At 51.7% G+C, this 21124-nt stretch carries 18 protein-coding genes; 9 read left to right on the top strand and 9 right to left on the bottom strand.

Going from position 1 to position 21124, the window contains the following annotated elements:
• Positions 1-7 precede the first annotated feature (7 nt).
• On the bottom strand, positions 8-1306 hold the full coding sequence (locus tag FDW94_RS22635; protein ID WP_008786415.1) for an amino acid permease: 1299 nt from the start codon (positions 1304-1306) through the stop codon (positions 8-10).
• A 117-nt stretch (positions 1307-1423) separates the two neighbouring features.
• Entirely contained in the window at positions 1424-2620 is a 1197-nt protein-coding gene (gene megL / locus FDW94_RS22630) for a methionine gamma-lyase (protein WP_008786414.1), read from the bottom strand.
• 425 nt (positions 2621-3045) lie between these two features.
• On the opposite strand from megL, the gene FDW94_RS22620 reads away from it, so the two are divergent.
• The 4 genes from FDW94_RS22620 to FDW94_RS22605 all read left to right on the top strand — a co-directional run bounded on the left by FDW94_RS22620 (position 3046) and on the right by FDW94_RS22605 (position 8545).
• The gene (locus FDW94_RS22620; RefSeq protein WP_003827426.1) at positions 3046-3153 is read left to right on the top strand and encodes a type I toxin-antitoxin system toxin Ldr family protein; all 108 of its coding nucleotides are present in this window, start codon (positions 3046-3048) and stop codon (positions 3151-3153) included.
• A 226-nt stretch (positions 3154-3379) separates the two neighbouring features.
• Positions 3380-5386 carry a biofilm formation regulator HmsP gene (gene hmsP / locus FDW94_RS22615; RefSeq protein WP_071845232.1) on the top strand — a complete coding sequence of 669 codons (2007 nt, stop codon included), beginning with the start codon at positions 3380-3382 and terminating at the stop codon, positions 5384-5386.
• A gap of 157 nt (positions 5387-5543) precedes the next feature.
• On the top strand, positions 5544-6830 hold the full coding sequence (gene dctA / locus FDW94_RS22610; RefSeq protein ID WP_008786411.1) for a C4-dicarboxylate transporter DctC: 1287 nt from the start codon (positions 5544-5546) through the stop codon (positions 6828-6830).
• Between the two features lie 221 nt (positions 6831-7051).
• The gene (locus tag FDW94_RS22605; RefSeq protein ID WP_032945317.1) at positions 7052-8545 is read left to right on the top strand and encodes a pitrilysin family protein; all 1494 of its coding nucleotides are present in this window, start codon (positions 7052-7054) and stop codon (positions 8543-8545) included.
• A gap of 99 nt (positions 8546-8644) precedes the next feature.
• Here the strand turns inward: FDW94_RS22605 and FDW94_RS22600 are convergent, their stop codons facing one another.
• Positions 8645-9574 (bottom strand): sugar kinase, encoded by a 930-nt coding sequence (locus FDW94_RS22600; protein ID WP_008786409.1) that lies wholly within the window; start codon positions 9572-9574, stop codon positions 8645-8647.
• A gap of 230 nt (positions 9575-9804) precedes the next feature.
• Between FDW94_RS22600 and pdeH the strand changes: the two genes are divergently transcribed.
• Complete coding sequence (gene pdeH / locus FDW94_RS22595; RefSeq protein ID WP_008786408.1) at positions 9805-10572, top strand: cyclic-guanylate-specific phosphodiesterase; 768 nt, start codon at positions 9805-9807, stop codon at positions 10570-10572.
• Between the two features lie 78 nt (positions 10573-10650).
• The gene (locus FDW94_RS22590) at positions 10651-12711 is read left to right on the top strand and encodes an AsmA family protein (RefSeq protein WP_032945315.1); all 2061 of its coding nucleotides are present in this window, start codon (positions 10651-10653) and stop codon (positions 12709-12711) included.
• An 83-nt stretch (positions 12712-12794) separates the two neighbouring features.
• Here FDW94_RS22590 and FDW94_RS22585 read toward each other — a convergent pair whose 3' ends face one another.
• The 3 genes from FDW94_RS22585 to FDW94_RS22575 form a co-directional block, all read right to left on the bottom strand.
• Positions 12795-14117, bottom strand: a complete 1323-nt coding sequence (locus FDW94_RS22585; RefSeq protein ID WP_003023312.1) for an MFS transporter — start codon at positions 14115-14117, stop codon at positions 12795-12797.
• Between the two features lie 334 nt (positions 14118-14451).
• A complete protein-coding gene (yhjD, locus tag FDW94_RS22580; protein ID WP_020996065.1) occupies positions 14452-15453 on the bottom strand; it encodes an inner membrane protein YhjD in 1002 nt (333 codons plus the stop codon).
• A gap of 71 nt (positions 15454-15524) precedes the next feature.
• Positions 15525-16424 carry a LysR family transcriptional regulator gene (locus tag FDW94_RS22575; RefSeq protein WP_008786405.1) on the bottom strand — a complete coding sequence of 300 codons (900 nt, stop codon included), beginning with the start codon at positions 16422-16424 and terminating at the stop codon, positions 15525-15527.
• Positions 16425-16543: 119 nt separating this feature from the next.
• On the opposite strand from FDW94_RS22575, the gene FDW94_RS22570 reads away from it, so the two are divergent.
• Both FDW94_RS22570 and FDW94_RS22565 read left to right on the top strand, forming a co-directional pair.
• On the top strand, positions 16544-17302 hold the full coding sequence (locus tag FDW94_RS22570) for an SDR family oxidoreductase (RefSeq protein WP_071446710.1): 759 nt from the start codon (positions 16544-16546) through the stop codon (positions 17300-17302).
• Between the two features lie 371 nt (positions 17303-17673).
• A complete protein-coding gene (locus tag FDW94_RS22565; RefSeq protein WP_003827446.1) occupies positions 17674-18279 on the top strand; it encodes a response regulator transcription factor in 606 nt (201 codons plus the stop codon).
• A gap of 15 nt (positions 18280-18294) precedes the next feature.
• On the opposite strand, the gene FDW94_RS22560 is transcribed toward FDW94_RS22565, so the two are convergent.
• On the bottom strand, positions 18295-18645 hold the full coding sequence (locus FDW94_RS22560; protein WP_020996066.1) for a hypothetical protein: 351 nt from the start codon (positions 18643-18645) through the stop codon (positions 18295-18297).
• Between the two features lie 86 nt (positions 18646-18731).
• Positions 18732-19271, bottom strand: a complete 540-nt coding sequence (locus FDW94_RS22555; RefSeq protein WP_137378288.1) for a GNAT family protein — start codon at positions 19269-19271, stop codon at positions 18732-18734.
• A 167-nt stretch (positions 19272-19438) separates the two neighbouring features.
• On the opposite strand from FDW94_RS22555, the gene FDW94_RS22550 reads away from it, so the two are divergent.
• Entirely contained in the window at positions 19439-21028 is a 1590-nt protein-coding gene (locus FDW94_RS22550; protein ID WP_008786401.1) for an STY4199 family HEPN domain-containing protein, read from the top strand.
• Positions 21029-21055: 27 nt separating this feature from the next.
• Here the strand turns inward: FDW94_RS22550 and FDW94_RS24650 are convergent.
• A partial coding sequence (locus FDW94_RS24650) for a hypothetical protein (RefSeq protein ID WP_249358687.1) occupies positions 21056-21124 on the bottom strand: 69 nt, incomplete at its 5' end.

Below are 21124 nucleotides of genomic sequence, written 5' to 3'. Positions count from 1 at the left end.
ACGTGGGTTATTCAATCAGCTTCAATAAGGGCGACAGGCACAGCAGAATTCCGTACAGCAGGATCAACCAGGTTTTCAGTCCGCGCAGTTTTTCCAGTTGCGTTACTTTATAGATCAGGAAGAACGGAATAATACACGACACAATCCCGTAAAGCGGACTACCTAACTGGAAGAACACTAGTACCGATACGCGAAATGACACCCAAATGACCAGGGTGATAACAATAAAGGTGCAAATACCCAGCGTAAGCACCAACGGATTAATTTTCTCAATGTCAATGACGCGGCTCAGAACGTTGAGAATAATACCTTTGATCGCTTCGTGGAATCCCAGATAAATACCAAAGAACGCGGTTAATACGGCGAAGATATTTAATACCGTTGAGGTGATATGAATAATCTGCCCAGGAATGACCTGAGCCGCCAGCGCCAGTGCTGAAATATTTTGTTCGAAAGCCGAAACGGCCTCTTCATGGCTAATGGAAAAGGTAAAAGAGAAGGAGAAAAACAGAATGACAGCAATCAGAGTAATGTAACTGATGCGATGCGTACGGATTGCCATACGCGTAGCCAGCACCCGGTCCGCCACCCGTTTGCGGTAGGCGATGTTCATTGGGTTCAACACCTGAATAAACACCGCTGAGAAGAAGCAGAACGGGATGGTTAGCAGTACATCACGAAAGAAGACCGATGCTTCAGGGAAGGCGCTGATATTAGCGAAGTTCCAGTGCGGAACCATCGCAAAACCAAATACGATGATGATACCCACTTTGACCACCACCATCGGGCCGGAGATTTTGAACAGCAGTTTTTCTCCCCCGGAAGCAATGGCGACCAGCACGGCAAAAATGGCCACTTTGTAGATTATCGATTGTGAAAGATCGGCCTCGGTCAAGCCGAAGGTTTTAATATATGAGGCGCTGTCAAAAACCACGGATAAAGAATAAATAAATATGCCGTGAATAATCATCAGAAAATAGATGACGCCAAGAAATACGCCCCAGTTTTTTCCCAGGTAATGACTTATAATATCAGTGTAGTCATTGCAGGTTTCGCTTTCTGATAATGTTTTTAAATAAATATCCTGCACAATATAAGTTGCCGGATAAGCAATAATAAAGGCAACGATAAATACCCAAATGCCTGTTAAGCCAATTTGTACCGGCATTAGTACCGTTCCGGCACCAATGGCCATGCCGATACACAGTAATACCCAGCCAAAATCGTATTTCGTAAACGGTATTTTTTTTGAGAATGGTACGGCGGTTGCTGTATTGTTGCTTAATTGTAATGTGTTGTCCTGCATAGAACCCCCTGCCCAAAATACACGTTCTCCCCGAAAGAGGATCGCGTGTATTGCCAGACTGTTGTGCCTTGATTCTCAACAACCTGAACCGAACGACGTCGGTTCAGGCCATATTGGTCAGAATGTTGCCTTTCTGATGGCGTGTTCAAGGTCGTTAATAATATCTTCTGGATCTTCAAGACCCACAGAAAGACGGATAAGCCCGTCGGTAATACCTGCTTTGAGCCGTTCCTCAGGTGCAACGGGCGAATGTGTCATAGACGCTGGGTGCTGAATGAGGGTTTCGGTATCACCGAGACTGACCGCGAGGAGGCACAATTCTACAGAATTGATCATCCGCCTACCAGCCTCGAGGCCGCCGGCGATTTCGAAGCTGATAATTCCACCTGGCAGGCTCATTTGCCGCTGGCCCAGCTCATACTGTGGATGCGAAGTTAGGCCAGGATAATACACCCGAGTAATAGATGGATGCCCTTCGAGGAAGCGGGCGATTTTCAGCGCATTTTCACAGTGGCGTTCCATACGAATGCCCAGTGTTTTAACGCCGCGCAGTGTTAACCACGCATTGAAAGGACTCATACAGCCGCCGGTGATATCTTTCAGGCCTACAAACCGCGCCTGGTCGATAAACTCCTGCTTACCAACAATGATGCCGCCAATCACATCCCCGTGACCGTTGATATATTTGGTGACGCTGTGAACCACGATGTCTGCGCCCAGTTGCAAAGGCTGCTGACAGTACGGCGACATAAAGGTGTTATCCACCACCAGCAATGCGCCCTGTTGATGGGCGATACCGGCAACCGTTTCAATGTCGACCAGCGACAGCGTTGGGTTGGCGGGCGTTTCGATATACACAACTTTGGTTTCTGGTCGCATGGCGGCGCGGATTTCTTCAGGCTTTGCCGCGTCGACAAAGCTGACGTTAATCCCAAACTTCGGCATGCTGTGCGACAAAAACGCGTGGGTGCAGCCGTAAATAGCGCTGGCGGAAACGATATGGTCACCCTGCTGGCAAAGCGTCAACAGCGTTGTGGTGATAGCAGAAATACCGGACGCGGTTGCCAACCCGGCTTCACCTCTTTCCAGTACCGCCAGCTTTTTCTCCAGCGCATCGGTGGTGGGGTTACCCAAGCGGGTGTAAATGTACCCGGACTCTTCGAGCGCAAAGCGGGCGGCACCTTGTTCGGCGCTGTCAAAAACAAACGTTGAGGTCTGGAAAATAGGCGTACTAAGCGCGCCAGTTGAAGGGTCGGGTTGTTGCCCCGCGTGAACGATCTGGGTGTTGAATCCGTAAGTACGACAGTCAGACATGATATCTCCTTTAATTCGGAACAGAACAGCTCACAGTCAAATAGCAATCGCTGTGCCAGAAAATGAACTGATAGATATCAATGTGTTATGTTTTTGTCTGAACTAATGGTCGGCAGAAATGTTGCCAACTGGAAAGAATCTTTCCAGCGTGCTGGTGAGAAAATGGGTGAATTGCGAGGCGCTACGCAGAGCGCAATATTGCGCAGTGATATGGCAAGTGGGCTGCCGTAGAATCAGCGGCAAGCCGGGAATTCCCGGTGAGGCGCAATGTTGCGGGGGCTTGATCCCCGGCGGCATCGGTTGCTGGAAAGAGAAAACCCCCGCACGTTGTTCGGTATAAACCTGGCAACAAAACGGGGGCTGACTTGAACCTGAACAACTCAAGGATAGCCGTGAACAGTTGCCATTGCAACACAGGCGGCTATATGACGCTCGCACAGTTAGGCGTGGCCTTCTGGCACGATTTAGCGGCTCCCATCATCGCTGGCACCATTGCCAGCCTGATTGTGAGCTGGCTGCGTAACAGAAAGTAATGCGCTTTGTAGGCGTCTGCCTGCCGTGATGGCAACATGCGCCCGAACCAGGCCGCAGGGGGCGACCTTGCGGCCTTTTTCGGCTTAAATGCAGATAAATCTCGTCGCCAGGTGCCTATCCTGTCGCGATAATGCACGCTGGGAAGTTTTCAGATACCGCCTCTCTTAATACCGCTACGATCGGGTATACTCTGACGGCAGTTTCGTCTATCCGTGGAGAGTCAGTTTGCGTGTCAGTCGCTCGTTAACAATTAAGCAGATGGCAATGGTTGCGGCCGTTGTTATGGTGTTCGTTTTTATTTTTTGCACCGTTTTGTTGTTCCATCTGGTCCAGCAAAACCGCTATAACACGGCTACGCAACTGGAAAGTATCGCTCGCTCCGTCCGTGAGCCTCTGTCGGACACTATCCTGAAAGGGGATATTCCCGAAGCGGAAGCCATTTTAAAAAGTATTCGGCCAGCGGGTGTAGTCAGTCGCGCCGATGTGGTGCTGCCCAATCAGTTTCAGGCGTTGCGGATGAGCTTTATCCCTGAACGCCCCGTTCCTGTTACGGTGACTCGCCTGTTTGAGCTTCCGGTACAAATTTCGCTGCCGATCTATTCTCTTGAGCGTTCAGCTAACCCGCAACCGCTGGCGTATCTGGTGCTGCAGGCGGATTCGTACCGCATGTACAAATTCGTGATGAGTACGCTCTCTACGTTAGTGACCATTTACTTACTTTTGTCGTTAATACTGACCGTCGCCATCTCCTGGTGCATTAACCGCTTGATTGTGCACCCCTTACGTAAAATTGCTCGTGAGCTGAACGACATCCAACAGCAGGATCTGATTGGCTATCAACTGGCATTGCCGCGTCTACATCAGGATGATGAGATTGGTATGCTGGTGCGTAGCTACAATCTTAATCAGCAGTTGATTCAGCGACATAGCGAAGAGCAAAGCGACTTTGCAATGCGTTTCCCGGTTTCTGAACTGCCCAATAAGTCGTTTTTAATGGGGTTGCTGGAGCAGGTTGTTACCCGCCAGCAGACGACGGCGCTGATGATTGTCACCTGCGAAACCTTACGTGATACCGCGGGTGTGTTAACTGAAACTCAGCGGGAAATCCTGTTGCTTACGCTGGTCGAAAAACTCAAATCGGTATTAGCCCCCAGGATGGTGCTTTCCCAGGTGAGTGGCTATGACTTCGCCATCATCGCCCATGGCGTAAAAGAACCCTGGCACGCTATTACTCTAGGTCAGCAAGTACTCACTATCGTTAACGAGCGATTACCTATTCAGGGTATTCAACTGCGTCCTACCTGCAACATTGGGGTAGCGATGTTCTATGGTGATTTGACCGCAGAACAGCTTTACCGCCGCGCCCTGTCGGCCGTGTTAACCTCGCGCCATAAGGGTAAAAATCAAATTCAGTTCTTTGATCCGTTACAGATGGAAGAGGCGCAGCAGCGTTTGACGGAAGAGAACGATATTCTCAGCGCGCTGGATAACCAGCAGTTCGCGCTTTGGATGCAGCCGCAGGTGGAAATGTCCAGCGGTAAGGTATTGAGCGCAGAAGCATTATTGCGGATGCAGCAGCCGGATGGAAGCTGGGAGCTGCCCGAAGGGTTAATCGACAGGATTGAGTCCTGCGGCCTGATGGTGACGGTTGGTTACTGGGTGTTGGAAGAGACGTGTCGCCAGCTGTCAGCGTGGCAGGAACGGGGTCTGATGCTGCCGCTGTCGGTGAATTTGTCCGCACTACAGCTGATGCACCCGAGTATGGTCTCGGACCTGCTGGAGTTGTTAAACCGCTATCGTATCAAGCCTGGTACGTTGATCCTGGAAGTGACTGAAAGCCGACATATCGATGATCCCCACGCCGCGGTGGTCATTTTGCGCCCATTGCGTAATGCGGGAGTACGTATCGCACTGGATGACTTTGGCATGGGGTATGCGGGCCTGCGACAGCTGCAGCACATGAAGTCGCTACCGGTGGATGTCCTCAAAATCGATAAGATGTTTGTCGACGGAGTACCTGAGGATTGCAGCATGATCTCCGCCATCATTCAGTTGGCCCACAGCCTTAATTTGCAGATGATCGCCGAAGGTGTCGAAACCGAAGCGCAGCGTGAATGGCTATCACAAGCCGGGGTGGAAGTGGCACAAGGGTTCCTGTTTGCCAGACCGGTTCCGGCAAATATCTTCGAAGAACGTTATCTGGCGCCGGAAAGCGCTGATTACAAAAGTTAAAAAAGGTCTCGCTTGTGCGAGCCAGCTCAAAATTTTTAACATTTTTGTATCAATTATGATCCAGGTACATTTCTGTCAAGTTGTGTGGGTGTTACTTTAAGGCCGCAGGTTAAACAAAACCTTACAAGACCTGTGGTTTTTACTTTAAGGACACCCTATGAAAACCTCTATATTCAAAAGCCTTTACTTTCAGGTCCTGACAGCGATTGCCATTGGTATTCTCCTTGGCCATTACTACCCTGAATTAGGCGCCCAAATGAAACCGCTTGGTGATGCCTTCGTTAAGCTCATCAAGATGGTCATCGCACCTGTCATCTTCTGTACTGTCGTTACCGGCATTGCAGGCATGGAAAGTATGAAAGCCGTAGGCCGCACCGGTGCGGTTGCACTGCTTTATTTTGAAGTGGTCAGTACGATTGCGCTGATCATCGGTCTTATCATTGTTAACGTGGTGCAACCCGGTGCCGGGATGAACGTCGATCCGGCGACGCTGGATGCCAAAGCGGTTGCGATTTACGCCGAACAGGCAAAAGACCAGGGGATCGTAGGTTTCCTGATGGATATTATCCCGGCGAGCGTCATTGGCGCGTTTGCCAGCGGTAACATCCTGCAGGTATTGCTGTTTGCAGTAATGTTTGGTTTTGCGCTGCATCGTCTGGGCAGCAAGGGCCAGATGATTTTCAACGTGATTGAAAGTTTCTCGCAGGTTATTTTCGGCATCATCAATATGATCATGCGCCTGGCTCCTATCGGTGCTTTCGGTGCTATGGCCTTTACCATCGGTAAATATGGCGTCGGAACGCTGGTGCAACTGGGTCAGCTAATCATCTGCTTCTACATTACCTGTATTCTGTTTGTGGTGCTGGTGCTGGGTTCAATTGCGCGCGCAACCGGCTTCAGTATCTTTAAATTCATCCGCTATATCCGTGAAGAGCTGCTGATCGTTCTGGGTACTTCTTCTTCCGAGTCTGCGCTGCCGCGTATGCTCGATAAGATGGAAAAACTGGGCTGCCGGAAGTCGGTTGTCGGATTGGTTATACCCACGGGCTACTCGTTTAACCTTGATGGGACATCAATCTATCTGACGATGGCGGCGGTGTTTATCGCTCAGGCGACCAACAGCCACATGGATATCTTCCATCAGATAACCCTGTTGGTGGTGCTCCTGCTCTCCTCAAAAGGTGCAGCGGGTGTGACCGGGAGTGGCTTCATTGTTCTGGCCGCGACTATCTCTGCGGTGGGGCATTTACCGGTTGCAGGCCTGGCACTGATTCTTGGTATTGACCGCTTCATGTCTGAAGCCCGTGCGCTGACCAACCTGATTGGTAACGGTGTTGCAACTGTCGTTGTGGCTAAATGGGTGAAAGAATTGGATACCAAAAAGCTGGATGACACGCTGAATAATCGTGCGCCGGATGGCAAAACGCACGATTTATCCTCTTAATCTCGTCACTTATGCCCGTAGTCCCTTCCAGGACTGCGGGCGTTTGCGCATAATTACCCCCTGTGCCTGAAACCGTCGATTCGGCGGCTCGGGATTTTTTCACTTCTTCCGTGACATTTTTATGTTCTCGCGGTCTAACACGAAGTGTTTTTAACGTCATATTCAGAGAGTCCTTTCGAGGGCTGTCTTTTTATTTCCAGGATAGTTGATCAGGGGTTCACATGCAGGGCACAAAAATTCGACTTTTAGCGGGCGGCTTGCTGATGATGGCCACTGCCGGCTATGTGCAGGCAGATGCGCTCCAGCCTGATCCAGCGTGGCAACAGGGCACGCTGGCAAATGGTTTACAGTGGCAAGTGTTAGCCACTCCCCAGCGTCCGAGCGACCGTATTGAGGTTCGCCTGCTGGTCAATACCGGTTCACTCACCGAAAGTGCGCAACAGAGTGGTTTCAGCCATGCGATCCCGCGTATCGCGCTGACGCAAAGCGGTGGCCTCGATGCCACGCAAGCCCGTTCACTGTGGCAGCAGGGGTTCGATCCCAAACGTCCCATGCCGCCGGTTATCGTTTCCTATGATTCAACGCTGTATAACCTCAGTCTGCCTAACAGCCGTAACGACCTACTGAAAGAGTCACTTTCTTATCTGGCAAATATCTCCGGTAAACTGAGCATCACCTCTGAAACGGTCAATCATGCGCTGAATAGCGAAGACATGGTTGCAACCTGGCCGTCAGATACCAAAGAAGGGTGGTGGCGTTACCGTCTGAAGGGATCGACCCTGTTGGGGCACGATCCCGCCGATCCGCTGAAAACGCCGGTAGACGCGTCGAAAATTCAGTCTTTCTACCAGAAATGGTATACCCCGGACGCGATGACGCTGATCATCGTCGGTAACGTTGATGCACGCAGCGTAGCTGAGCAAATCAATAAAACCTTTGGCGAGTTAAAAGGAAAACGCGAAACGCCTGCACCGGTTCCCACGCTCTCTCCGCTGCGAGCAGAAGCCGTGAGTATTATGACCGATGCGGTACGCCAGGATCGCCTGTCTATTATGTGGGATACGCCGTGGCAGCCGATCCGTGAATCTGCCGCGCTGTTACGTTACTGGCGCGCTGATTTAGCCCGTGAGGCGCTGTTCTGGCACATTCAGCAAGAGCTAACCAAAAACAATGCCAAAGACATTGGCCTCGGATTTGACTGCCGGGTGCTGTTCCTGCGCGCGCAGTGCGCGATTAACGTTGAGTCGCCGAACGATAAGCTGAACGCCAATCTGGGTACGGTTGCGCGTGAGCTGGCGAAAGTGCGTGATAAGGGACTGCCGGAAGAAGAGTTCAATGCGTTGGTAGCGCAAAAGAATCTTGAACTGCAGAAGCTGTTTGCCACCTATGGTCGTACCGATACCGATATTTTGATCAGCCAGCGTTTGCGCTCGCTGCAAAATCAGGTGGTGGATATTGCGCCTGAACAGTACCAGCGTTTACGCCAGAGCTTCCTCAACAGCCTGAGCGTTGAGATGCTGAATCAGGACCTGCGTCAGCAGCTGTCGCAAGATATGGCGTTAATTCTGCTGCAGCCGAAGGGTGAACCTGAATTCAATATGAAGGATCTGCAGGCGACGTGGGATAGCATTATGGCGCCCGTTACCGCAGCGGCAACGTCTGTTGAAACGGATGAATCACACCCTGAAGTGACGGATATCCCGCCTGTACAGTAAAGGGTATCGTAACCTGTAAGCCGGGAAAGTGAAGCGCTCCCGGCTTACCCAGTGCCGGATGCGGCGTTAACGCCTTATCCGGCCTACAGGAACAATAAATTATTGCGGCATGGCGTCGCGGGGGATAATCGCCCCACGATGCTGAATGACGGTGCTTGCCGTCAGGTGGCCGCGTTTTGCGGCTTCGGCGGCATCGCCACCGGTCAGACGGACCGCCAGATACCCGGCGCTGAAGGAGTCTCCGGCCGCAGTGGTATCGATCACTTTCTCTTTCGGCAATTTAACGGCCGGAACGTCGATCAGTTCTTCGCCTGCAATGGAAACCAGGCAAGAGTCTGCGCCGCGCTTCACTACCACTTCCTGAACGCCAGCTGCGTGAGTACGGGCAATCACCTCGGCAACGGGTTTTTCACCCCACAGTGCGTCTTCATCGTCCAGCGTCAGGAATGCGATATTGGTGCATTCCAACATCTGCTGATACACCTGCTGGGTTTCTTCTTTGCTGCTCCAAAGACGTGGGCGGTAGTTATTGTCAAAAATGACCTTTCCGCCGTTGGCACGGCATTCACGCAGCAATGACAGCAGCTTGTCACGGCTTGCCGGGCTTAAAATCGCCAGACTGATTCCGCTCAGATACAAGTAGTCAAATGTCGCCAGTTCTTCGCAAATCGCGGCAGACTGCTCGCTCTCCAGCCAGAATTTTGCGGCGGCTTCATTACGCCAGTAATAGAAGGTGCGCTCGCCAGTGCTGTCGGTCTCAATGTAGTAGAGACCCGGCAGGCGGTTTTCCATGCGTTGGGTTAATGAGGTATCTACGTTTTCACCCTGCCAGGACTCCAGCATTTGTTGGCTAAAACTGTCGGTACCCAGTGCAGTCACATAGTGTACGGAAAGTGCCGCCGCATCGACCTGACGGGCGATATAAACGGATGTATTCAACGTGTCGCCACCGAATCCGCGCTGAACGTCAGCGCCTTTCTGTGACAGCTCAATCATGCATTCGCCAATCACGGCAATCTTTCTGGACATAGTCGTAACCTGCTCTGAAAAAAATTAGCGTTAGTGTGCGCTGTGGGTGTTAAGTGGTCAACTATATTAAAACATCGTTCCATTATTTTTTTGAGCCAGCACGTGTTCTGCGTTGTTTTTGCCGCTTAGTTTTTATTTTTGCGCACAGCTGAACGTAAAGTTCTTCGTCTGAGCGCCGATAACCTTTGACGAGTCCGGTCAGTCACACTCTTATTTACAGGACATCTCAGATGATAAAGCAGGTTACCCAGCAGCTCATTACGCCCGATGCGAGTATTGAAAGCTTGCTGGAAAGACGCTATTGGCTGCAGTGCGAGCGTGCTTACACCTACCAGCCAATTTACCAGACCAACGGAAGGCTGATGGCCGTTGAACTGCTGACCGTCGTGAGCCATCCTGATAACCCTTCCCAACGTATTGCACCAGACCGCTATTTTGCTGAAGTGGCTGTACGGCATCGTGTTGATGTAGTGAAAGAGCAACTTCTGCAGCTTGAGCTGAAAGGGGGCTTTTTCAGAGCCAACAACCTGCTGGCTTCAGTGAATGTCGATGGACCAACACTCATTGCGATGCGTCAGGATCCCGAAATCCTGAAAATCATTGAAGGCCTGCCGTGGCTGCGTTTTGAGCTGGTGGAACATATCCGCTTGCCGAAGGGGTCGTCGTTCGCCTCAATGTGCGAGTTCGGCCCGCTCTGGCTGGATGACTTTGGTACCGGAATGGCGAACTTCTCGGCGCTTAGTGAAGTGAGTTATGACTATATCAAAGTGGCGCGGGATCTGTTCGTCATGCTGCGCAAGACGCCGGAGGGACGTAATCTCTTCACACTACTATTACAGCTCATGAACCGCTATTGCCGCGGTGTCATTGTCGAAGGCGTTGAAACGCTGGAAGAGTGGCGCGATGTGCAAAACTCACCGGCTTTCGCTGCGCAAGGCTATTTTCTCTCTCGTCCAGTGCCTCTGGATACGCTTGAAGAGGTGATCCTGTCGCTTTGATGAGGGCGTAGTGCACCTCCTTTTCATCCTGCTGGACTATCTTTAGGACAGGCAAGGAAGGAAGTAAGGAGGTTAGACATGACGAGAACAGGTAAAATAACCACTTCAGTAATAGGGGTTTTCTTGTTGTTGATCGTCGTACTCATCATTGTGATTGCGACATTTGACTGGAACCGGCTCAAACCGACCATCAACCAGAAAGTCTCTACAGAACTCAACCGGCCCTTTGCTATACGGGGTGACCTGGGTGTGGTTTGGGAACGCCAGAAGCAGGAAACAGGCTGGCGTAGCTGGGTTCCGTGGCCACATGTTCATGCTGAAGATATCATCCTCGGCAACCCGCCGGACATTCCCGACGTCACCATGGTGCATCTTCCGCGTGTTGAAGCTACGCTCGCCCCGCTGGCACTGCTGACAAAAACCGTCTGGCTCCCGTGGGTCAAGCTGGTCAAACCCGATGCGCGGCTGATCCGCCTGTCGGAGAAAAACAATAACTGGACCTTTAACTTAGCTGGGGACGAAAACCGCGATCCTGATGCGCCGCCATCAGCATGGTCTTTCCGGCTGGATAACATTCTGTTCGACCAGGGACGTATCGCCATTAACGATAAGGTGACGAAGTCGGAGATTGAGATCCTGGTCGATCCGCTGGGGAAACCGTTACCCTTTAGCGAAGTGACCGGCGCAAAAGGTAAAGAGAGCAACGCCCGCGTCGAGGACTACGTGTTTGGGCTGAAAGCGCAAGGGCGATATAACGGCGAACCGCTAAGCGGTAGCGGAAAAATAGGCGGAATGCTGGCGCTGCGTGGCGAAGATACGCCTTTCCCGATTCAGGCTGATTTCCGTTCGGGCAATACGCGCGTAGCGTTTATCGGCACGATAAACGATCCGATGAATATGGGCGGGGCGGATCTGCGGCTTAAATTCTCGGGAGATTCGCTAGGGGATTTGTACGATTTGACCGGCGTACTGCTCCCGGATACGCCGCCGTTTGAAACCGACGGACGTCTGGTGGCGAAAATTGACCCGGAAAAATCCTCTGTTTTTGATTATCGCGATTTCAATGGCCGCATTGGCGACAGCGATATTCACGGAACGCTGGCCTACACCACCGGTAAGCCGCGACCCATGCTGAAGGGCGATGTGGAATCACGCCAGCTGAGGCTGGCCGATTTGGGGCCGCTGATCGGGGTGGATTCAGGCAAAGGGGCGGAACGGGCAAAACAATCTGAACAGCGCAAAGGTGAGAAGAGCGTTCAGCCAGCGGACAAGGTCTTGCCGTATGACCGTTTTGAAACCGATAAATGGAACGTGATGGACGCTGACGTGCGTTTCAAAGGACGGCGTATTGAGCATGGCAGTAGCCTGCCGATCAGCGATCTCTCCACTCATATCATCCTGAAAAATGCTGACCTGCGCCTGCAACCGCTGAAATTTGGTCTTGCGGGAGGCAGCATTGTCTCCAGCATCCATCTGGAAGGGGATAAAAAGCCGATGCGGGGGCAGGCGGATATTCAGGCGCGGCGGCTGAAGCTAAAAGCGCTGATGCCCGATGTGGAACTAATGCAGAAAACGCTCGGTGAAATGAACGGGGACGCCCGGTTTAGCGGAAGTGGAAACTCGGTAGCGGCGCTGCTGGGTAACAGCAATGGCAACCTGAAACTGCTGATGAATGACGGCTTGATCAGCCGGAATCTGATGGAAATTGTGGGCTTGAATCTGGGGAACTATCTTGTCGGGCAGATATTTGGTGATGACGAAGTGCGGGTGAACTGCGCGGCGGCGAATCTGGATATTGTTAACGGCGTGGCGCGTCCGCAGATTTTTGCTTTCGACACGGAAAACGCAGTCATCAATGTCACTGGTACGGCAAGCTTTGCGTCGGAGCAACTGGATTTAACCATCGATCCGGAGAGCAAAGGGATTCGTATTATTACTCTGCGTTCGCCGCTGTATGTTCGCGGCACATTTAAGAATCCGCAGGCTGGCGTGAAGGCCGGACCGCTGATTGCGCGCGGTGCGGTTGCTGCCGCATTAGCCACGTTAGTTACTCCCGCGGCAGCCTTGTTGGCGCTGATTTCGCCGTCAGAGGGTGACGCGAATCAGTGCCGGACGATCCTGTCGCAGATGAAGAAGTGATGTCTGGCCGGATGTTTATCCGGCCTGGATTTCATGTTCAACCCAGGCCGGATAAGGTGGTTACGCCGCATCCGGCAAAAGAATTACAACGACTGATGGCGGGTTTCGTGGGTCAACAGCAGTGCAATCAGCGTTAACGCCGCCATCGATGCCAGATACGTACCAACAGCCGCCAGACCATAATTCGCCTGCAACCATGCAGCGATGTATGGGGCAACCGATGCGCCGAGAATCGACGAAACGTTGTACGAGAACGACGCCCCCGTGTAGCGCACTTCGGTCGGGAACAGCTCCGGAAGCAGTGCGCCCATTGGGCCAAATGTCAGACCCATCAGGCTTAAGCCCAGCAACAGGAAGGCGAACACCAGCACCGGATTGCCAGAGCCGAGCAGCGGTTTAAAGGCAAACAGCGCAAACAGAATGATCAGCGTGGTGATGATAAGCATGCTCTTGCGGCGACCAAACGCATCGGCCAGCAGGCCCGCCACCGGCACCATGACGCCAAAACCAATGACCGCCATCATCAGCATCCACAACACTTCATTACGCGGCAGGCCAAGCCCTACAGGCGCTGCGGCGGTACTGAACGTCATCGAATAGACGGTCATGATATAGAACAGCGTATAGGTCGCCAGCATGATGAACGTGCCGAGGATCGTCACGCGAACATGTTTTGTCAGTAGAGTACCTAGCGGGATTTTCACCTGTTTTTTCGCCGCGGCTACTTTGGCGAAAACCGGGGATTCATGCAGCGAAACGCGGACGTACAGACCGATAATCACCAGCACTGCGGAGAAGATGAACGGTACGCGCCAGCCCCAGCTCATGAACTGTTCGTCGGTCAGCAGCCAGGAGAGCAGCAGAAAGGTACCGTTGGCGAAGAAGAAACCGATAGGCGCGCCCAGCTGCGGAAATGATCCGTACAGCGCGCGTTTGCGTGGTGGCGCGTTTTCCGTCGCCAGCAACGCTGCGCCGCCCCATTCACCGCCCAGACCTAAACCCTGGCCAAAACGCGCCAGCGCCAGCAGCAGTGGGGCGAAAATGCCGATAGTTTCATAGCCCGGCAGCAGGCCAATGACGACTGTCGAGATCCCCATGGTAAGCAGTGAAGCAACCAGTGTGACTTTACGGCCGACGCGATCGCCGAAATGTCCGAACACCGCGGAACCGATTGGTCGGGCCACAAAGGCGATAGCAAAAGTGGCGAGGGACTGTAGCGTAGCCGCGGTCGGATCCCCCTGCGGGAAGAAGATATGCGGGAACACGATCACCGCGGCGGTGGCGTAAATATAGAAGTCGAAGAACTCAATGGCGGTGCCAATGAGCGAGGCGACGACAACTTTATTGCGCGAGTTGACCGGGGTGTGTTCCTGTTCGTTGTCGAGTGTTGTGGCTGTTGCTTGCATAATATTTTCTTATTTTTGGCCGAACGAAAGGTCATATTACGCACAGCAAAAGAGACATTTCAATCTGTAACAAACTTTGAGATCGGTCAAAAATGGAGCAAAAAGGGGATAATTTTTAGGCTTGAGATTTCACTTCCATGAAATGCTTCACACAATTTAAAACTTGGATGATAAAACTGGTTTTTGGTTAAATAAAAGTTACGGGTTGGATTTATTCACTAAATCAGTGAGAGCAGGCGGCATTATAATTGCCGGATGGCGCTACGCTTATCCGGCCTACAAAACTCTCCCGTAGGCCAGATAAGCGCAGCGCCATCCGGCCAGTTAACAAAGATTAGCGGTGTGTTTTCCCCGGCATACGCGGGTCGTCTTTGTATTCCGCCGTGGCAATCCAGGCTGCGCAAAACAGGGTCAGACGAGCGAAGAAGTAGAAGAACGCCATCAGTCCAAGCACGGAACCAAATGCCGCGCCCGACGGCGACTGCACCAGTGATGGCAGCGTATACGTCATGATCATTTTGATGACTTCAAACCCCAGCGCCGCGATAAAGGTACCGCGTATGAGCGCTTTCTTACGCGGTCGGTGACGCGGTAGCCGCCAAAAAATCCAGAAGAACAGCAGGTAGTTGGCGAAAATAGAGATGGTCAGGCCGATCAGTCGCCAGGCGGGCTTCAGCCATTCGATACCGTCGAGATACAGCGCAGAGATAATCATCTGCTGGGCGGAACCGGCGATAGAGGTAATGGACAGAGTAACAATCAGTGCAACCAGTAAGCCAATCAAGGAAACAAAATCACGCAGATATTTGACCCAAATTTTTTCCTGATCCTGCGGCGTACGTTCCCAAACATCCCGCGACTGGGCACGAATCGCTTCGCGCAGGTTCCCCATCCAGTTAATGCCGGAATAGAGTGCGATACCCAGCCCAACCAAACCTACGGTCGTACGCTGCTGAACGGCGGTATTGATGGTGTTTTTCAGCGTAGAGGCGAGCGTCGGATCGCTGACGTTCAGCAGAATCTTGCTGAAGATATCCTGCAACAGCGTAGGGTGCGAAGCGAGAATAAAACCCGCGGCGGCAAACGACACCATCAGGATTGGGATCATCGACAGAAACGAGAAGTAGGTAATGGCGGCACCAAACTGATTTCCCATACGATCGTTAAACCGCTCTGCGGCACGAATAAGATGGGCGATGATGGGCTGGCGTTGAATTTTATCGGCGAAGGTCAGCGCGGTTTTCAGCGCCTGGTTCGCTTTAGCGTTTTTCTCCGGCGAGGCGGAGGCTGATTTATGTTCTGGCGTAGGGTGTTTTGCGTCTTGTTCCTGCGTCATCCGATCGGTTGTCCTTATTTTGTTCACTCATGACATTATAGCCTGCTCAGGGGCGCATCCTGAAAAATGGACTAATCCACATAGTCTTTCATCACGCCAGTCAGCCATTCCATAAACAGATGTACCCGGCGGGAGAGGTTGCGCCGATGCGGATAAAGCAAAGAGACTGGCATTGGCTCGGCGCGATATTGCGGCAACACTTCGACCAGCGTACCGGCGCGCAGGGCATCACGCACGCCAACGCGCGGTACCTGAATAATGCCCAGACCGGCAAGGCATGCTGCGTGATAGGTTTCGGTACTGTTCACAGTTAGCATACCGCCAGTTTTAACCCATTGCGTGCCATTTTCTGTCGCCACTTCGAAACCTTGCGCACGCGTTCCCAAATTGACCGAGTAATGCACCACTGCATGCGAGGCAAGATCCTCCAGATTTTCCGGATAACCAAAGCGGGCGAGGTATTGCGGGCTGGCGCAGTTAATTTGCGTGAGTTTCCCCAGCGGGCGCGCAATCAGCCCTGAATCTTTCAGCGTACCCACGCGTACCACACAGTCGAAACCTTCGCGGATCAAATCCACCAGACGGTCGCTGCTGCTGAGTTCGAGTTCCAGGCCTGGATACTGATGCAAAAAGCTCGGTAAGCGGGGCATCACCAGGTTTCTTGCTACACCGACCGGCATATCAACGCGCAGCTTGCCGCTGATGCTGGACGGATCGTGATGGAACAGCCCATCCAGCTCATCCAGATTACTCAACAGATCTTTCGCGCGTTCGTAATAGATCATGCCGTCTTGCGTGAGCTGAACGCGGCGTGTTGTGCGGTGCAACAACTGCGTGCCCAGATGATTTTCCAGAGCCTGGATCTGGCGCGATACGCTACCTTTAGGAAGTCCGAGGGTGTCTGCGGCACGCGAAAAGCTCTCCAGTTCTGCGACGCGGATGAACAACTGCATTGCGTGAATTTTATCCATTCTCATGCCCTATTGTTGTTCTAAATGAAACAGTAATGCGCAGTTAGCAGTATTTATTGTTCTTCTATCACCTAATAAGCTTTGTCTCAATCTTCACAACACCTGAAATGAGGTTTCTTATGACGCAACGTATCGCATTGGTGACTGGCGGCGGCCGTGGACTCGGTAAAAACGCGGCGCTGAAGCTAGCGAGTAAAGGAATCGGTATTATCCTGACGTGGAACAGCAATGAAAAAGAAGCGCAGCAGGTTGTGGATGAAATACGCCAATCTGGCGGTAAAGCGGTGGCATTACCGTTGAATGTCGGTGATATTTCTACATTCCCTCAGTTTGTTCAACAGGTGCAGGGAACGTTACAAACGCAGTGGCAAAGTAACGTGTTTGATTATTTATTGAACAATGCCGGAATCGGCATTAACGCACCGTATCCGGCATTTACTGAAGCGCAATTTGACCAACTTTTGAACATCCATTTTAAGGGCCCCTTTTTCCTGACGCAGAGCCTGCTACCGCTGATGAATAAAGGTGGTCGCATCCTCAATGTCTCGACCGGGCTTGCCCGCTTTGCGCTACCGGGTTACAGCGCATACGCAGCCATGAAAGGTGCGATGGAAGTGTTAACCCGTTATCAGGCAAAAGAGCTGGGAGAGCGCGGCATAACGGCGAATATTATTGCGCCAGGCGCAATAGAAACGGATTTTAGCGGCGGAAATGTGCGGGATAATGCGCAATTGAATGCGTACATTGCATCGCAAACGGCGCTGGGACGCGTTGGTTTGCCGGATGATATCGGCGATGCAATTGCTGCGCTGCTCAGCGATGAACTGGCCTGGATGACGGCACAGCGTATCGAGGTATCCGGCGGAATGTTCCTGTAAACCCATAAGATGCTTATTCAACAGGTCACGGTATGCGTTGAATAAGCACTTAATGCTAGATTGTATTTTGTAACAGATTTATCCATTGTCGTAGATATCTTATTTTTAGCTAAAAATATAAAATCATATTAATTAATATTCATTGTCTTATCATGAGCGTCGAATATTAAGACTTTCCCTAATTTTCGAACCTGTTTTTGCTCCTTTGTATGATCCTTCGGGTTGAGCTGTAACTATTCATAACTTCTGCTTCTTTCTTCTCCGTCTATCGGTAAAATGGCCCCCCGCCAAATGGTGACTTCTTATTTTACCCTATGGGTAATACCCTTCCGCATGTTAAGGCTAATATCCTATTCGGATGGAGATAAATAATGCAGGTAGTAATGTTTGACAGGCAGTCAATATTTATTCATGGAATGAATGTAAGTTTGCAGCAACGTATTCCAGGAGTAGATGTTCAGGGTGTCAGTCAGGCAGATGAACTTTGGCTGACGCTGGAAGATAAACCCGAGGCATTAGTTATATTGGATGGCGACCTTGATGCTGAGTTCTGCTGTAGCTTGCTGCAACAGATAGCAGAGCGCTTTGCGATGGTGAAGGTGCTGGTGACCGCAACGGACTGCCGTAAAAAATGGTTGCAAGAGGTCACTAAACTGAACGTGCTGGCCATTGTTCCGCGCGATTCTGACGCGGAAACCTTTACGCTGGCCCTCAATAGCGTCGCGATGGGTATGATGTTTATCCCCAGAGACTGCATAACCGCTACCGAAAGCGGTGGGCAAAATATCAGATTGCTCAGCGCACGTCAGCGGGAGATTTTGACCATGCTGGCCGCCGGAGAATCTAATAAACAAATTGGTCGACTGTTAAATATCAGTACCGGAACGGTAAAAGCCCATCTTGAATCGTTGTACCAGCGCCTGGAGGTAAAAAACCGTACGCAGGCGGCAATGATGTTAAACAACACCATTTACTAGGAACATATTTCACAGTCAGAATGTTTCTGGCTGTGAAATAGACACTGGCCAGATATTTTTAGCGCAAAATTGGGTAATTCCCACGCTGAATATCCACGTAATTAATACTTCCAGCTGAAACCTGTCTTTTATTTGCGTCATTTCCTTATGGATGAATGCCTCGCAGATACTCATATCTGCGAGTAGCAATGTTTCTGCCTGCATCACCGTAATTGGGGTATCAAAGGATTCATTGGCGGTGATTTCGTGCCCGTAGCCAATGACCCAGATGCCTTTTTTGTCCTGATACTTTTCCAGCGACAGGCCCTGCCATTGCTTAATAAATGCAATACAAGCGGGCGTGAAATGCGTCGAACGCAGCGGCATAATAGTCTCTGTGCAAAGAGACCTATTCTAAAAAAAACACGCCGTTACGCTAGTTGCCTGACAGCCAGTATTTACCGCATAACGACCTATGCCGTGGGCGGCTGATATTCCTGTTTTAACAGACCAAAAATCCAGTCATCGTGCCAGGTATGATGTAGCCAGTAGCTTGCGCGTAGCGTGCCTTCATGAATGAACCCGACCTTTTCCAACAGACGCCGTGAGGCTTCGTTTCCTGCGGTGACACAGGCGGTCAGTCGCCGCAGACCGCCGCTGGCAAATGCGTATTCACACACGGCATGCAGAGATTCAGCGCCATACCCTTTACCCTGCGCCTGTGGGGCGAGCAGAAAGCCAACCTCGGCACACTCATTGCTCTCCTGAATGTATCCTGTCACGCCAAGCGGTGCTCCCGATGTCTTATCGCACAGGAGCAGACATAGCCAGTGTGGGCTGCCGGGATACCATTCAGGCAGGCGGGAGTCGAAGGCTGTCCGTATTTCCTCTTCAGTACGTGCGTCAGCGACAAAGCGCATCACATCTGGGTTCTGCTGTAGCGTTAAGAAGAACGTCCAGTCATTTTCTGTCAGTGGGCGGCAGAGCAGACGTGATGTTTGCAGTACAGGCACAGGCTTATCTCCAGAATAATTTTCAATGATTGTGCGGAAGTCACTGTAAAACTTATTTATTTGCTATATGAATGTGTTCTAGTCTACATCGGCACAACGTTGCGTTTAAAAAAGATAATTACATACCATTGTGAGGCCGCACGTTTTGGGTCCTTTTAGGGAAGATGATGACCAATAGCGCGTTACAAGCGACATGTACACCCTTTGAACATTGTCTGGGGATTATCCGCCAGGCGTCGGTAGAAATATTACTGCTGCTAGGCGTACATGCCGCAGAAGGCAAAGACCCACGGTGGTTTCTCGAACAACTGGATCAGGCACGACTGAATCTGGGCGGCTGGGGGGCTGTCGCCAGACGGTTGCAGATGAATGATGCGCAATTGAGCCAGTTCACTCTGCGGCTACGTCATCTTCAACAGAGTGTACCCCAATATGAAAATGGCCAGGACGTCAGTGAAAACCAGCTGATTTCAGCGCTGCGCTTTGTGGCTTCTCTGGAACAATTACGCCAGCAACAGCCCATCCTGAAGTATCAAACCGAAATTGCACCTGTGGAGCCGGATGCTCAGATGCGGGCGCAGCGTCAACTTCGCGCAATAGAATTAACCCTCAAATCTCTGATTGCACGGGTATGGCCGGATCAACATCCTCTCAACAGCTTTCTGAAACAGCACTTTGGTGGTGAACGTCTGCGTCGCTGGCTAAAGTTGGGCGAAGGACGAGATGCGCTGGACGGTATGATGTTTAGCGAGTTGGCGCTGATGGTCGTCGATAAGAAATTATTCGTTCGCCACTTTACGCAGATTTTTAACGATACCTCAGTGCTCATGTCATTTGTTGAGCCGCGCATCACGCTACGCATGTTTTTGGATGATTGCCGCCTGGCTCGTAACTGCGTTATCGCGCAGCAGCCGCTGACGTCGGTACAACTGATGTTGCTGGACTACCAGTACCGACAGATAACTCATCCTGTGCAACGGGCATTTGAAGAACGGCGTACGCGCATTAATCCTGCGTCGTATTTGGAATCTGATGAGGCCATGGTCCGCCAGTTTTGGGAAACAGCAAAGCAAAAAGACGAGCAAGCGGGAGGCGATAAGCATGAAATCGCAGACAGTATTGATCCGCCGGAAAAGCGGGCCAAGCGCACTGCGGAAGAACGTGAACAGCTGATTTCCGGTATGTTGTGGGTAGCGGTCGGCGTGATGGTGCTGGCGATTTCGCTGGGTGCGTTCTGGTTATTCACTTCGCCAGCGCCACAGGCGTCTTCCGGACAATCCGTTGAAATTGTGCAGGAGGAACCGCGACGCGATGCCCCCAGCGCACGGGAGGCGGTGACCCGAATGGGCATCACCTGGGATGCCTTTAACATGCGGGCGGCTATCGATCGCAATGACATCCGCGTGACGTCACTGTTCCTGCAGGGCGGGATGGACTGGAAGCTGGCCTGGACGGAGCAGGCGTTTTCGGCGGGCAATACTGAGGTGTTGAGACTGCTGCTGCGTTACCCTTCGCAGATGGATGAAAGCAAACCATGCCGACAGTTTATGACTACGCTCAGCCATGCGATGTCGAATGGGGCATCGCTCACTTCGCTGCATAAAAGTTATCTGCAAAGTTTTTGTTCCGTGCCTGCGGTCGTTGCGCGTCAGCAATATGATCTTGAGCAGGCCGAGCTGCGTGTTCGCGCCCAGCCAAGCCCTGAGAACAAGAAATGGCAGAAAATTCACGCCGAGCTGTACGATGCGATTAACTGAAAGCCTGATGACTCAGACCGTCAGCTGCTAGGGTTCGCCATACAAACCGATGAGTCTGCGCACCACGCCATTGGTCCAGCCAAAGCCGTCCTGCAA

Origin of the sequence: Citrobacter sp. wls757, assembly GCF_005280935.1 — a bacterium.
Lineage (GTDB): Bacteria > Pseudomonadota > Gammaproteobacteria > Enterobacterales > Enterobacteriaceae > Citrobacter > Citrobacter portucalensis.
Note: the sequence above shows the minus strand (reverse complement) of the source record. Positions and strands in the feature narration are given on the sequence as shown.

What these genes read in the sequence shown, in the direction of transcription:
- FDW94_RS22635 (WP_008786415.1), bottom strand. Translation starts at nt 1,306, where the DNA reads ATGCAGGACAACACATTACAATTAAGCAACAATACAGCAACCGCCGTA.
- megL (WP_008786414.1), bottom strand. Translation starts at nt 2,620, where the DNA reads ATGTCTGACTGTCGTACTTACGGATTCAACACCCAGATCGTTCACGCG.
- FDW94_RS22620 (WP_003827426.1), top strand. Translation starts at nt 3,046, where the DNA reads ATGACGCTCGCACAGTTAGGCGTGGCCTTCTGGCACGATTTAGCGGCT.
- dctA (WP_008786411.1), top strand. Translation starts at nt 5,544, where the DNA reads ATGAAAACCTCTATATTCAAAAGCCTTTACTTTCAGGTCCTGACAGCG.
- FDW94_RS22605 (WP_032945317.1), top strand. Translation starts at nt 7,052, where the DNA reads ATGCAGGGCACAAAAATTCGACTTTTAGCGGGCGGCTTGCTGATGATG.
- FDW94_RS22600 (WP_008786409.1), bottom strand. Translation starts at nt 9,574, where the DNA reads ATGTCCAGAAAGATTGCCGTGATTGGCGAATGCATGATTGAGCTGTCA.
- pdeH (WP_008786408.1), top strand. Translation starts at nt 9,805, where the DNA reads ATGATAAAGCAGGTTACCCAGCAGCTCATTACGCCCGATGCGAGTATT.
- FDW94_RS22590 (WP_032945315.1), top strand. Translation starts at nt 10,651, where the DNA reads ATGACGAGAACAGGTAAAATAACCACTTCAGTAATAGGGGTTTTCTTG.
- FDW94_RS22585 (WP_003023312.1), bottom strand. Translation starts at nt 14,117, where the DNA reads ATGCAAGCAACAGCCACAACACTCGACAACGAACAGGAACACACCCCG.
- yhjD (WP_020996065.1), bottom strand. Translation starts at nt 15,453, where the DNA reads ATGACGCAGGAACAAGACGCAAAACACCCTACGCCAGAACATAAATCA.
- FDW94_RS22575 (WP_008786405.1), bottom strand. Translation starts at nt 16,424, where the DNA reads ATGGATAAAATTCACGCAATGCAGTTGTTCATCCGCGTCGCAGAACTG.
- FDW94_RS22570 (WP_071446710.1), top strand. Translation starts at nt 16,544, where the DNA reads ATGACGCAACGTATCGCATTGGTGACTGGCGGCGGCCGTGGACTCGGT.
- FDW94_RS22565 (WP_003827446.1), top strand. Translation starts at nt 17,674, where the DNA reads ATGCAGGTAGTAATGTTTGACAGGCAGTCAATATTTATTCATGGAATG.
- FDW94_RS22560 (WP_020996066.1), bottom strand. Translation starts at nt 18,645, where the DNA reads ATGCCGCTGCGTTCGACGCATTTCACGCCCGCTTGTATTGCATTTATT.
- FDW94_RS22550 (WP_008786401.1), top strand. Translation starts at nt 19,439, where the DNA reads ATGACCAATAGCGCGTTACAAGCGACATGTACACCCTTTGAACATTGT.